Annotated in this window: 7 protein-coding genes; 6 read left to right on the top strand and 1 reads right to left on the bottom strand. The window is 47.2% G+C overall.

Going from position 1 to position 14,283, the window contains the following annotated elements:
- Positions 1 to 108 precede the first annotated feature (108 nt).
- The 6 genes from OP864_RS11990 to OP864_RS11965 all read left to right on the top strand — a co-directional run bounded on the left by OP864_RS11990 (position 109) and on the right by OP864_RS11965 (position 11,346).
- Positions 109 to 843: a L,D-transpeptidase family protein gene (locus tag OP864_RS11990; protein ID WP_270098414.1), complete on the top strand. Its 735-nt coding sequence runs from the start codon at positions 109 to 111 to the stop codon at positions 841 to 843.
- 85 nt (positions 844 to 928) lie between these two features.
- Positions 929 to 2,635 carry a S8 family peptidase gene (locus OP864_RS11985; RefSeq protein ID WP_270098412.1) on the top strand — a complete coding sequence of 569 codons (1,707 nt, stop codon included), beginning with the start codon at positions 929 to 931 and terminating at the stop codon, positions 2,633 to 2,635.
- A 192-nt stretch (positions 2,636 to 2,827) separates the two neighbouring features.
- The gene (locus OP864_RS11980; RefSeq protein ID WP_270098410.1) at positions 2,828 to 3,481 is read left to right on the top strand and encodes a SanA/YdcF family protein; all 654 of its coding nucleotides are present in this window, start codon (positions 2,828 to 2,830) and stop codon (positions 3,479 to 3,481) included.
- A gap of 14 nt (positions 3,482 to 3,495) precedes the next feature.
- Positions 3,496 to 4,269 (top strand): triose-phosphate isomerase, encoded by a 774-nt coding sequence (gene tpiA, locus OP864_RS11975; protein ID WP_270098409.1) that lies wholly within the window; start codon positions 3,496 to 3,498, stop codon positions 4,267 to 4,269.
- A gap of 374 nt (positions 4,270 to 4,643) precedes the next feature.
- Positions 4,644 to 8,117 (top strand): S8 family serine peptidase, encoded by a 3,474-nt coding sequence (locus tag OP864_RS11970; RefSeq protein WP_270098408.1) that lies wholly within the window; start codon positions 4,644 to 4,646, stop codon positions 8,115 to 8,117.
- A 208-nt stretch (positions 8,118 to 8,325) separates the two neighbouring features.
- Entirely contained in the window at positions 8,326 to 11,346 is a 3,021-nt protein-coding gene (locus tag OP864_RS11965; RefSeq protein ID WP_270098406.1) for a CHAT domain-containing protein, read from the top strand.
- A 200-nt stretch (positions 11,347 to 11,546) separates the two neighbouring features.
- Here the strand turns inward: OP864_RS11965 and OP864_RS11960 are convergent, their stop codons facing one another.
- A complete protein-coding gene (locus OP864_RS11960) occupies positions 11,547 to 14,144 on the bottom strand; it encodes an FtsK/SpoIIIE family DNA translocase (protein WP_270098405.1) in 2,598 nt (865 codons plus the stop codon).
- Positions 14,145 to 14,283: the final 139 nt, after the last annotated feature.

The raw sequence follows: 14,283 nt of genomic DNA, 5'->3' as shown, positions 1-14,283 counted from the left end.
CTCCAACAAATTGGTTAACAAGCCGTTCCGAATTAACATTTGTAGAAAAACGATGGATGTTTATCTTTATTTATTAGTGATTTGTCTGCTGCTTTAAATAAAACTTTTATGTTGCATTACTTTTTAACAACCACCAATTTGTTGGCCAAATTCCATATTTGCCATTTATCTTTTCCATTCATTTTTTTCTTCTTGCTTTCTTGCCAGTCTAATTTGGCGCAAATAGAGGCCAGAGGAAACTTAACCAAGCAGCTAGAAAAAGCGGGCCTGCATTTAGGGGATCCCGTCTTGATTCGGATCTTCAAAGCGGAGCGGCGGCTAGAGTTATGGATGCAAAAAGAGAAGGGGGCCTACTACATTTTAGTACAAAAATATCCTATTTGTAATTATGGAAAAAAGGGCTTGGGGCCAAAATTCAAGGAGGGCGATGGTCGGGCGCCAGAGGGCATTTATGAGGTCCGAAAATCGCAGCTCAACCCCAAGAGCAAATATCATTTAGCCTTCAATTTGGGGTATCCGAATGCCTATGATCGGGCCCATCGGCGGACGGGTTCTTATTTGATGGTACATGGCGACTGTGTTTCTATTGGTTGTTATGCCATGACCGATGCGGCGATTGAGGAAATTTATGGGGCGGTAGCGGCGGCTTTATCTGCGGGGCAACCCTCGGTGCAGGTTCATTGTTATCCCTTTGCCTTAGAGCCAGCTGCTTTAGAAAAGCATAAGGATAGCCCCTACTTTGATTTTTGGTCCAATTTGGCCGATGCTTATCAGTTGTTTGAGGAGCAAAAACAGCCTTTAGTTTGGGAGGTACAGCAAAAGCGCTATGTTTTTCTGCCTTAATCTCTTGATCGACCCACTTTTTGCTTTTTGGCTACGTATTTTAAGCAAACTCATTATTACGGACCTCATTTAAACGAAATAATTTATGCGCATTATTTACTTGCTTGTATTTTTGGCCCTCCCTCATTTATTTTGGGCCCAAAAGATTTCGCCCATTATTGATCTGGAGCAAAAGTCTTTAATTGATTGTTTTTTATTGTTGGAGCAGCAGGCTGAGTTTCCGAACTTGCCCAAAAAAGGCAAATTGGCCAAGGGCCGCTATGTCTTTGCTCAACTCCAAAATGCGCAGGCTGCACAGGCGCCTATTTTGGCCCAATTAAAGGGTTTAGAGCTTCAGTATCAGTCTTTTTTAGTGGTCAATGCAATAAGAGTTTGGGCCAAAGCAAGTGATTTGGAGCAGTTGGCCCAACGGGCCGATATTGCCCGCATTCTTCCCAACCCCAATATGCAGGCGAGTTTTCCAGTAGCCCATGGCAGCAAAAGCTATAGCAATTGGGGCATCGAGCAAGTACGGGCGCAGCTTCTCTGGGCCTTGGGCTTTAAGGGCGCTGGCGTAGTGGTGGCTGGCCAAGATACAGGCTACGATTGGGAGCATCCGGCCATCAATAGCCAATATAGAGGAACGGCCCAAAACGACCATAATTATAACTGGCATGATGCCATCCATGAGGCCAGCCCCTTGCACAATACTTCGGATAATCCCTGTGGCTTTGATGCCCAAACTCCCTGCGATGACCATGCTCACGGTACCCATACCATGGGGACCATGGCGGGCCTTGCCCCCAACGAAACTATTGGCCTTGCTCCAGAGTCTCAATGGATCGGCTGCCGAAATATGGACCGAGGCTGGGGTAGCCCCGCCAGCTATTTGGAGTGCTTTGAGTGGTTTTTGGCCCCTACAAACCTTAGCGGTAGCGATGCAGACCCTAGCAAAGCCCCTGATGTAATCAATAATTCTTGGGGCTGCCCTCCCGTAGAAGGCTGCCATCCCGATAACTTTGCCCTACTTCGCCAAGCGGTAATTAACCTCAAGGCGGCGGGAGTTATGGTGGTGGTTTCGGCTGGAAATGAGGGGCCTAGCTGCGGTAGCATTCAAAATCCAGCCGCTATTTTTGGAGAATCTTTTGTGGTAGCTGCCAGTAATATAGATGACCAAATTGCAGGCTTTAGTAGCCGCGGACCATCGCTGACCCCTAGCAATGATAAGCCCAAGCCCGATATTGCCGCCCCCGGGGTCAATATCCGCTCTTCGGTCCTCAATGAAGGCTACAGCAGCTCTTCGGGAACGAGTATGGCGGGCCCTCATGTGGCTGCGGCCGTGGCCCTTTTGCTCTCTGCCGCCCCCGAGCTCAAGGGAGATGTGGAGCGCATAGAAGAAATTTTGCGGCAGTCGGCTTTGCCCTTGCCTGGCGAAGATTGTGGGGGCTTGGCCCAGGATGCCCAGCCCAATTTTAGTGCAGGTTGGGGCCGCCTAGACCTTTGGCGGGCGCTGGCCTTGGTCCGTCCAAATTTAGTCTACCCCATCATGGAAGATAATGCCTACAAATTGAGTATCTTGCCCAACCCTAGCCAAGGAAAACTCATTGTTTTATTGCCCGATAGCTATGATGAAATAGAGTACCGCCTATTCAATTTATTGGGCCAAGAGGTTGCCCAAGGCGAGGCGCCACTTTTGGGCCGCAGCTTACCACTAGATTTTTCGGCCATTCCCCAAGGAACTTATTTGCTCAATCTTTGGCCCAAAGGACGAAAAAGCGAGCAGTTTTCGGCAAAGTTGATTCTGCAGCATTAGGGGCCTCCGCAGCAAAGCTGCGGCGCTATGTTTCGGGGCTCGCAAGTCTGCTCGGCCCTGCGCCGCCTTCGGCGGCTGGGTCTGGCCTGCGGCCACCCCTGCACAGCGCTAGGCCATTTTGGCCTTCGGCCAAGGCGGCTTTGCCGCCGCCCCATTTCCCAAGCCCCTATTTGAACCACCAATTTACCAACTATGAGAATATTAAAGCATTGGAAAAAAATGGCCTATTTGGCTTTAGGGCTTTCTGCTACGGCTCTTATTTTACTCCTTTCGGTCAATTATGCCATGTTGAGCTGGGCCAAAGGGCAATCTTACCAAGATGTGGAGCAGATTGAGGCCCGAGAAGTCGCCCTAGTTTTGGGCACCTCTCGCTCAGTTAATGGCCGCTATGAAAATCCTTTTTTTAGTTTGCGCATGAAAGCCGCTGCCGAGCTTTATCATGCGGGCAAGGTTAAGCATTTTTTAGTAAGTGGCGACAACAGCAACCACAACTACAATGAGCCCAGAGATATGCGCGACAAGCTCATTAAGTTGGGGGTGCCCGCCTCGGCCATTACGATGGATTTTGCGGGTTTGCGGACCTTAGACTCGGTGGTGCGGGCCAAAAAGATTTTTCAGCAGCAAAAGATTACTATTATTTCTCAGGGCTTTCATAATCCTCGGGCTTTGTGGATAGCTAGCGCCTGTGGTATAGATGCCATTGCTTATGATGCTGACTTTCCGAAATGGTCCAATAAAAAAGTGATTTACAGAGAATATTTGGCCCGTTTGGGGGCTTGGGTAGATTTATATATCTTGGGGACAGCGCCCAAGTATTTGGGAGATAAAATAGATATTCAAGTTTAAAACCGCCCATAAAAATGAAAGCTAAGTCATTAGTGGTAGCCAACTGGAAGATGAATAAATCTTATGTTCCGGGGATCATGTTACTGAATCAGATTATTTCGACCCTAGATCCATTGCCCGAGGGCAAAGAAATGGTAATTTGTCCGCCCTATATTCATTTGCAGACGGCCCAAACCTTGGCCAAAGATCGTTTTGATGTACAAATTGGGGCACAGAACTGCCATGTTCAGAAAGAGGGCGCCTATACGGGAGAGATTTCGGCCCCTATGTTGGCCGATTTGGGCCTTAAGTATGTGATTTTGGGCCATTCTGAGCGCAGAAGAGATTTTGCGGAAGATGGCAAGATGCTAACGGATAAGGTCAAGCAAGCTTTGCGTCAGGGTTTGCAGCCGATTTATTGTTTTGGAGAACCTTGGCCCGTTCGGAAGGAGGGCCAAGCCCAAGCTTTTGTAGAGCAGCAATTGCAGGAAGTTTTGGGGCAGCTAGATGCCCAGCAGATGGAGCGGATTGTTTTGGCCTATGAGCCGATTTGGGCCATTGGCACGGGGCAGACGGCTAGTCCGGAAGAGGCCGAAGAAATGCACGCTTTTATTCGGGCTTATTTGGCCAAACAATTTTCTGAGGACTTGGCCCAGAGAACGACTATTTTGTATGGTGGAAGTTGTAAGCCCAGTAATGCGGCGGCCCTTTTTGCCCAGCCCAACATCAATGGGGCTTTGGTGGGCGGTGCCTCTTTGGATGCCGAAGACTTTTTGGCTATTGTAGAAGCTGGACGCAAGGAACTATAATTAGTGTGACTACTTTTTAGCTCGAAGCCCTTGGCAAGTAGTTGCCAAGGGCTTTTTTTGTTTGGTCCATTTTACATCTAGAGGCGGCGCAGCCGCCGGCTGAGGGATGGATAGTAGTGGCCGAAGGCCAGACCTAGCCGCCGCAGGCGGCGCAGGGCCGAGCGAATAGCGAGCTGCGGCACAGCCCGACCCGGCCAAAGGCCGGGGCAGCCCCAAACCTCATCAGATAGAAAATAAAATAATAGCAGGAGTAACTTATAAATAGGCATTGACTTACGTTAAATAAAATAAATTGCGCTAAACTGCTAATCCTGCCCTATTTTTGTGACTGCGCTTTTTGCATTTGCCAAAATTACCCTAAACTAACTGAAACTATGTTGAAATACCCCTACCCCTTCATCCTTCTCTTTATGTTGCTGCCTTTTTTGGGGCAAGCGCAAATTAGTACTATAGATTCTGTAGAGCTACTAGAATTTGCTCAAAAATTTGGTGGCTTAGATGCCCAAAACGTACCTATTGCTAACAGTTGGAATTCTCTGCCTAATTTGGCGAGCACAGAAGTTTGGACGCCTAGCAACCCCGCCTCTAATTGGTATGGGGTAGATACGGATGCCTCAGGGAATGTCATTCGTATTGATTTAAGTGGATTGCCTTTATCTATGCCTGTCACGAGCTATTCTTTAGCTGATTTTTTCTTTTTGGAAGAGATTTACTTGGATAGTTGTGGTTTGTTAGGGTCTTTTCCTGTTCCTATGTTTCAGGGAGGGCAGCAAGCACTCAGAGTAGTTGATATTAGTAATAATATGTTATTCTATGATACTAGTTTTTATAGTGTCAATTTTTCGGGACAATCGGGATTAGAAGAGCTATACAGCCGCAATGCCTTTGGCACGCCCGCCCCCTTCTTTTACTTTTATCCAGCTGGTTCTCAAAACCTTAGAGTATTAGATATTAGTGGAAATGGATTTCAGGGGCAGCTAGATATGGCTTCGGCTATGAGTAGTTTGGAGGTCTTAAAGGCCAAGGACAATGCCTTTGCGGGCATTATCAATACCTCCAATGCGACCGCTTTGGATTTGCTTGACATTAGTAATAATGCGATGACCACAAGCGCTCATATTGAGGAGCTGCTAGAAAACTGTCCTTTGAGACGTTTGGAGGCCAGTTCTGCGATGAATGCGGTAATGGGAACCACTTATCCTTTTCCGGACCCGACGCCCAACTTTACGCCTTACGACCTTCATTTGGACCTTTCGCACAACAACTTTGATGGCACGGCAAATTTGGATAAGCTGATTGACCAAGCGACTGCGATATACATCAACCTTTCGCATAATGAGTTGGATAGTGTTTATCCTTTGCAGAATGGCGTTAATCACTTGGAGTATCTAGATTTGTCTCATAATACTATTCTTTGTCGTTTGGACAACAACTTCTTGGATAAGTATCGAGAAATTGAGGAGTTGCGCTTAAATAACAACTTATTTTATGGGCCGCTCAGTAGTTTTCCAGATAATACCGCTGAATTTATGGAGGTTTTGGACCTTTCTGGCAATCCTGGACTAGTTGGTGTTTTTCCCTTAGAAGATTTTCTAACGGCCCAGGACGTCAACGCCCCTTTAAATACCTTAGACATATCTAATTGTAACTTTAGAAAGCTACAAACCACCTCTGGCAATGCTCGTAACTTTAGCAACTTGAAGCGCATTGGTATAGATGGCAATCGCTTTCACTTTGATGACTTCTTTACCTTAGTTCGGGCGGTAAATACCCCACAGTTTACAGTATACAACAACCTTCCTGCGGGAGTTACTGGCCCAGTTAGTCATTATATTCCGCCTTATTGGAATAGTGGAGCTGGCGCGGGTCTTCCTTTTGATACCTTGGCTGCTTTTACCTATGGAGTGGGTATTGATAGTGCTGGAGTGGGCGGTGTTCGTCGGAGAGGCATTGGCAAATATGTCTATTTGCCCACCAATGTAGGCTTTGACCCCGATTGGGTAAATACTGTTCGTTGGTTTAGAATGAAGGGGCTAACTGTAGAAAGCCTAGGCGGCTTAGCCTCTGATGGCACGCCACAGGGTTTTGATAATACCATTTTCCCTGTTACGGCCACAGATACAGGCTTTTTGGCTGGGCCAGATATTGATCATCCTCATATTTTGAGAGTGGGACCACTGGATTCGGCGGCGCATTCTGTCTGGAAATACTTTGCCGAGGTGCGTCATGATTCTTTTCCGCTCAAGAGCTTTGTTAGCCGGCCCAAACGCCTAATTGTGGGCAACTGTTTTGATAGCTTGGGCGCTCCTATTAACTGCCAGCAAATGCTGGTGCAATTTCAAGATACCGTTTCGGCAGAAACAAAACTGGCCCTTAGAGAAGAGCTAGGCGTTAGCCTTCTTGATTCTTGTGTTTGTGGTTCTATTGAGCTTTGGGAAATTAGCGATACCTCTAATCAGGCCTTGGTGGAAACTGTAGGAACAGGGACAAGAGGTACTGTAAACACGGGTAGAGGCCAAGCAGAACTCCTCAGTGCCGACCCCAATTACCAACTCCTCGGTCCAGGTGGTAATGGCAGTGCTGCTGCACCCAACTTTGCGCCCAGCCACCCCAACAATAATCCTGTTCTAATTGGGATGATTGATGCGGGTATTGACTATAATAATAGTTCTTTGCAAGAACGCATCTGGGTCAATACTGAAGATAATGATAACAACGGCATCGATGATGATGACGATTGTGAAATAGATAATGGCTGGGGTTGGAACTACCTAGACCGCAACGGCAATGTTTATGACGACCACGGACATGGAACCGCTGTAGCCTCTGTTTTAGGTGGTTTTTCTAGCCCCAACATCCTGCCCAATAGCAGCAGTAATGATGATATTGCCATTGTGCCTTATAAGTATACTGATGGAACAGGAGCAGGCTCTGTGTTTGAAGCCGCTTGTGCGCTTCGCCAAGCCAGCGATTATGCCGATGTTCTTCCGTCTGGCGATACCGCCCGCATCCGCGTGGTCAATGCAAGCTGGGGCTATTATGGAGAGCCTTGTATTTTGCTAGAAAACACGATTAAATATGCAGGCAGTAAAGAGCATTTGCTTTTGGTCACTTCTGCTGGAAACGATGGCTATAATACAGCCAACCAAAAGCACTGGCCCTCTAATTCGCCTTGGCAGGAGGACCCTCAAGAAAGCTTTAACGACAATGTTTTGGCCGTGGCTTCTCTCAACCCCAACAACCCCGATTTCTTGGCCAGCTACTCCAATTATGGCGCTATGCACATTGATTTGGCTGCCGATGGGCAGCTAGATGCCTTTGTTCCCGGTCAAACGACTATGCAAAGCCAGTCAGGGACCTCTTTTGCCGCTCCTCAGGTAGCACGTGCAGCCGCCCAACTTTTTGATGAGTTTCCCGATGCTTCGGCTTGTGCAGTACGCAATGCCCTCTTGTTGGCCGCCACAAAATTGCAATCGGATGATAGCCTAAAGCTTAGCTCTGGAGGTCGCCTCAATTACCAAGACGCTCGCCAAATTCTGTACAATACCATTGATCGTCAAACTTGCTCAGACAACTATGTTTTGAGCCAAGAGCGCATCTATGATTCTGCCCAGGAAGAGGAGCGCCTGCTCTGGCTTTCTCCTAACCCTAGCCAAGGCCAAATTCGCTTGCAAAGCCTAAATGGTCCGCTCACGCTTCGCATTCTGAGCCTAGACGGCAAAGTTTGGCAGCAACTAGAGCTTCAAACTAGCCAAACCCTAGATCTCTCGGCCTTACCCGCTGGTATGTACCTGATCGAATCTCGTCAAAATGATCGCCTGCAGGTTCAAAAATGGATCAAGCAGTAGGTTTTTCTATTTACTTTTTGGGGCCTCCGCCTCGCTGCGCTCGTCGGCGCTATGTTTCGGGGCTCGCAGGTCTGCTCGGCCCTTCGCCGCCTCTGGCGGCTCGGTCTGGCCCTGCGGGCCACCCCTACACAGCGCTAGGCCGCTCAACGGCAGAGCAAAAGCTAAGCTTCTTGCTGCGGCCCCACACCCCAAAAAACTCCCCCTAACTATGCTAAAAAAAAGCCTTTACCTCCTCCCCTTTCTCTTGCCCCATCTTCTGCTGGCCCAAACCGCCGAAGAGTATTTAGAACAGGCCCAAACGGCTGAAAGCCCAGCCGCAGCCCAAGCCCTTTACCAACAAGCTGCCCAAAAATTTAAGGCCCAAGGCCAAGCCGATCAATATCTACAAGCCCAAGCCGAATGGATTAAGGGCCAAATGAATGATTTAGGCTATGCCAATAGCCGAAAATTGCTAGAAAATGCCATTCAAGAAGGCCAAGAAATGCTCGGTATGCAGGGCCAAGGCATGGCCCTACTTCATAAGTACCTAGGCTATACCTACTACTATGAAGATAACTTGATTGATGCCACTCCCGCTCTAGAAACGGCCCTCGCACTAAGAGAAAAAGCCAACCCCAATGATCCCGAACTCTTTCGAGATTTTTTTAACCTAGGAGTCGTTTACAATAGCGTCAATGCTTACCAAAGAGCCAATAAAAAATTGGCAAAAAGCTTAGCCCTTGCTAAACAAAATAAAGTAGACGAGACTATTACTTATCGTATTCAAATTGAGCTAGCCAATAACTTAACCCTCTCCTTACGCTATAAGGAGAGCCTCCAATTACTAAATGCTATAGAACCTAAACTTAAAAACCTAGATCAAAAAGCAAGTAATCAACGCCTGCAAGCTTTCTTCTATACCAAAAAAGCTAATGCTATTTATGAACAAGCGACTAACTATAAGGGAATGCTTCAAGCGGCCCTAACAGAAAAAAAAGCCCTTGCATTTTATGAAAATGGACAGGATGAAGCAAATAGCATAATGTCTAAGCTCAAAGTTATGGAGTTTTATAGGCTAGCCTATGTAGACAAACCTGATAAAACTTATATAAAAAAAGCGCTTAAGTTTTTTAAAGAGATAGATAAAAGTAGCCTAACTCCTTACCAATACTATAAGTATTTAACTATGGCGGCTTTTTTTAGTAGCCATAATCAGAATGCTGCTCTTTCCTCTCAAAAAATAGAACAGGAGATTAACCAACTAATAGAGTCTCCTCAACTTACCAAGTTCAGTAAAAAGAACTTATTTACTACTCTTGCTAAATTAGCTGCACATCAAAAAAATTGGGAAAAAACCCAACAGCTGCTAGACAAGGCAGGCCGCATGCTCTTAAAAGAAGATGCAGAAGTAGAAGAAAATATTTCCAAAAGTTGGGTAAATCAAGTTAGTCGTCTCGATTTGCTTTCCTCTGTTGTGGCCAAAAAAATAGGCTTCTACCAAGAGCAATACGCCCAAGAAAAAGACAAAGCCCTTTTGCTAAAAAGCTTGGCCCTTATGGAGGTCTATGATGCTGTAGTAGATGAAATACGTAAACAGATTAATGAATCTGGAGGGCAGATGTCTTGGTCTACGTTCTTAGTAGTAGACTATAAATATGCGCTCAATGCCTGCTACATTTTGGGCCAAGAAGACCCTAAATACCTAGAAAAGGCTTTTTACTACTCAGAGCGGGCCAAAAGCTTTTTGCTCTTACAGTCTTTTCAGGCAGCAAAAGCCAGACAAGAAGCGGGCTTGCCCCTGCAACTGCTGGAGAAAGAGGAGGGCTTCCGCCAAAAAATCACTACTCTCAAGCAGGATATTTTTCAGTATAAACAGGCGGGACGAAGCAAAGAGCAAGCCGCCCAAAATTTAGAAAAAGAACTGCTGGCCCAAGAAACCGCCTTTAGTAACTTTCAAAAAGAGTTGCAAGAAGATTATCCGGCCTACTATCAAATGCAGTATGAGTTGCCTATCCGCGACCTAAAGAGCTGCCAAGCGGCCTTGGCCCAAAACCAAGGACTGCTAGAGTTTTTTGTTGGGGAGGAATATACTTATAGCTTTGGTATCCAAAAGGACCAAATCCAGCTAAAACGCCATAAAATTAGCCGGAACGGGCTAAGAAAACGCATCAAAAGCTACCGCAATAGCATTTATGGGCATTATTTGGGCCTAGGTAAAAAAACAGAGGAAAGCTACAAAGCAGATGCAAAGGCTTTTTATGAGCAAGGGTTGGCTTTTTATCAGGACCTTATTGCGCCCCTAGGCGAACTGCCCGAACGACTCATTATTGTGCCCGCTGGCGCTTTGGCTACCTTACCCTTTGAGCCTATGATTACCGCTGAAGTAGATCAGCCCACAAATTATCAGACGCACCCTTATTTGGTCCAGAAACACGCCATTAGCTACAACTACTCGGCCACGCTCTGGCAGGAAATGAAAGAGCGCAAAGGCCCTAAGGCAAGCAAAGAGCTTTTGGCTTTTGCACCCGAATTTGGGCAAGGAGCGGCTTCTTTTGTGCGGGGTCGACGCTTTGCGCTTTCTCCACTCACTTATAATAAAAGAGAGGTGGAACGAGTCCGTGAAATTTGGGGAGAAGGCGATATTTTCATGGGCCAAGAAGCAACTGAAGATAAGTTTAAGGCCTTGGGCGAAGACTATAAAATCATTCACTTTGCCACCCATGGTATGGCCAACGACCAAGATCCAGATTTCTCGCTTTTGGCCTTTACCGAAATTTCCGATAGCATAGAAAATGAGTTTTTGTATGTGAGCGATATTTATAATATGCAGCTCAAAGCCAATTTGGTGGTCCTTTCTGCCTGCGAAACAGCTCTGGGAGAGCTCAATGAAGGCGAGGGCAGTATTTCTTTAGCTCGGAGTTTTTCTTATGCTGGAGCCAAAAGTATTTTCACTACTCTTTGGTCGGTAAATGACCAAGCGACCTCGGCTTTGGTAGAAAACTTTTACTACAACCTCAAGCAGGGCATGCCCAAAGACCAAGCCCTACAAAAAGCCAAAACCATGTTTTTGGCGGCGGGTAATCATGAGACCTCGCATCCTTTTTTGTGGTCGCCTTATATTTTGATTGGCGATAGCCAGCCCATTAGCAGTCCTTCTTCCTTTTGGGCTTATGGCCTAGGCGCTGCGGGAGTTCTTTTATTGGGCGGTGGTTTTCTTTGGATCAAAAGAAGAAGAAAGCAGGAAGCCTAAGTTGGTCCAGAAAGGCGCGAAGCGCCTTGGCCTAGCGATGTGAAAGGGGGGCCGCAGGCCCGACCGAGTTTTGAGCGTAGCGAAAAACGAAGGGCCGAGCAGACCTGCGAGCCCTGAAACGTAGCGCCGCAAGGCGAAGCCGCAGCGGAGGCCCCAAAACAGCATAAAAAAGCCCAATACTTAGCGTACTGGGCTTTTCTTTATTTAAAGCTCAACTTATTTTTTTGGTCTCGGAGATGTTTGAGGTATTCCTCCAATTCGATTTCATCCATAAAGAGGACATCTCGGGCTTTGGAGCCTTGGTTGGGCCCCACGATGCCAGTATGTTCTAGTTGGTCCATAATGCGGCCGGCGCGATTGTAGCCCAATTTGAGGCGTCTTTGGATCATGGAAGTAGAGCCCGATTGATTGATGACGACCAAGCGAGCCGCATCCTCAAAATACTCATCCAAATCGTGCAGCACCTGGCTAAGCTGATCGCCACCGCTACCGCCCTCCTCGCCATAAGTGGGCAGATAATAGGGTTCTGGATAGCCGGGTTGCTCGGCAATATGGTCAATAATTCGCTCCACTTCGGGGGTATCGACAAAGGCACATTGGAGGCGAAGCAAGGTAGAGCCCGAAGAAAGCAGCATATCTCCTCGGCCGATGAGTTGCTCGGCTCCGCCAGCGTCCAGAATCGTTCTGGAGTCAATTTTTGAGGCCACCTTAAAGGCCAAACGGGCGGGAAAGTTGGCTTTAATGACCCCCGTAATAATATTTACTGAAGGGCGCTGTGTGGCAATAATCAGGTGAATGCCCACGGCTCGGGCCAGCTGTGCGAGGCGGCCAATGGGCAGCTCGACCTCTTTGCCCGCCGTCATGATGAGGTCGGCAAATTCATCAATGACCAAAACGATAAAGGGCAAAAAGCGGTGGCCTTTTTCGGGATTGAGGCGGCGGGCCACAAACTTAGCGTTATACTCATTGAGGTTACGCACCCTTGCTTTTTTGAGCAAATTATAGCGTTCATCCATCTCTACGGTTAGGGAGTAGAGGGTTTGAATCACCTGAGCAGTTTCGGTCACAATGGCCTCTTCTTCGCCGGGCAGATAGCCCAAAAAGTGCGCAGCGATGGCATTATAGGGAGAGAGTTCTACCTTTTTGGGGTCAATCAGAATGAGTTTGAGCTGCGAGGGATGTTTTTTATACAGCAGGCTGGCAATGATGGTGTTAATCCCCACCGATTTACCTTGGCCCGTGGCCCCTGCGATCAGCAAGTGAGGCATTTTGGCCAAATCGGCCACAAAAACCTCATTAGAGATGGATTTACCCAAGGCAATGGGCAGGTCCATTTTGGCATTTTTAAATTTGGGCGAGGCCAAGACCTCTTTGAGAGAAACAATCTGCTTATTGCGGTTAGGCACCTCAATACCGATCGTTCCACGGCCAGGAATAGGGGCAATAATCCGAATCCCCAAAGCGGCCAAGCTCAGGGCAATATCATCCTCTAAGTTCTTAATTTTAGAAATGCGCACCCCTGGGGCGGGCACAATTTCATAGAGGGTGACGGTGGGCCCGATGGTCGCCTTAATTTTAACGATTTCGATTTTATAGTTGAGTAAGGTCTCAATAATTTGGTCCTTATTCGCCTCTAGTTCGGCCCGATCGATAACGGGTTTTTGGTCCTCATAGCTTTCTAGCAAATCCAAAACGGGGCTTTCGTATCGGGGCAGCTCTAGGGTGGGATCATAGGGCTCAATATGGTCGGAGTTTTCCTCGGCGATGGCTACATCTTGGGCCAATTTGTCTTGATCAGACAAAAGCTCTACATCCAGTTCTCCATCCGATTCGGCCTGTTCTTTCTTTTTGGCCTCTAGGTTGAGTTCGAGTTGGTTTTCAGTGAGGCCCTTCACTCGTTCTTCCAATTCTTTGCTCTTGCTTTTCTTTTCGGGTTGGGCTTCTTCTACCACAAGTCCCTCGGCCCGCAGGCGTTGATCTTCGGTATGCTTGGGCAATTCGGCTTCTCGCTCTTCTTGCGTTCGGGGGCGAAGCGTTTTGGGTTCTTCTTTTTCTTTGAGGCTTTCGTTTTTATCGCCTGCAGCCTTTACATCTTTGGGTTTAGGCTGATTTTTGGGCAGCTGTTCGGCCTGAAAGGGGCTTTCTCCCTTAAGAAAATTATTGAACACTCTGCTTAGGCTGCGCAGCACTGTTTTTGGGGCCAAGCTCGACATAAAAAACTGCGGGGTCCATTCCTGAAAGTTGGGGTTGCGTAGCCAGACCAAAATAATTAGGGCAATAAAAATCAACATGCCCACAATGCCGGCCGTCCCGACAAAAGAAGAGAGCGAGCCAATAATCAGGGCACCAAAACTTCCGCCCCAAGGAAACTGAGAGCTAGCCGACTGAAAAATAAATTGCAGCAAACAGCTGGTCCAAACCATACTGACCAAGCCCCGACGGTAAATTTTGAGCATAGAACGAATCCCCTCGCCCATCACCAAATTGTAGCCCGTTTTATAAAACAAGCCCACAAAAACATAGGAGGAAATCCCAAAGCCCCAATAAAAGAAGCTATGCGAAAGCACCGCCCCCAAACGCCCGAGCCAGTTGCTCATCTCTTGTGGACGAAGCAGGATGGCCCAATAGGCTTTGTCCCAATCTTGTTTCCAGGTAAACAGATAAGAAGTGAAGGCAATCAGTAAATAAAGTGATATAAAGATGAGAAATAACCCAATCATTTTGGGCCAGCGCTCGTCTTTATAAAAATTCATGGAGATTTGTCCTCCCGACTTCTTTTTTTTCTTGGCTTTAGACATGCTTTTTGCTGAAAGTTTTGCGAAACCCAAATTTAAGGAAAATTAGTAGCTTTGCCAGTCCTCTAGCAAGAAAAGCTCGTTTATCCGCTATAGCCTCAGGCCTAGGGCTGCAAAAGCGAAACAAATGCGCTAATTTTTA

The sequence above is a fragment of the Saprospira grandis genome (assembly GCF_027594745.1).
GTDB classification, from domain to species: Bacteria; Bacteroidota; Bacteroidia; order Chitinophagales; family Saprospiraceae; genus Saprospira; species Saprospira grandis.
This window is presented reverse-complemented; position numbering and strand designations above follow the sequence as displayed.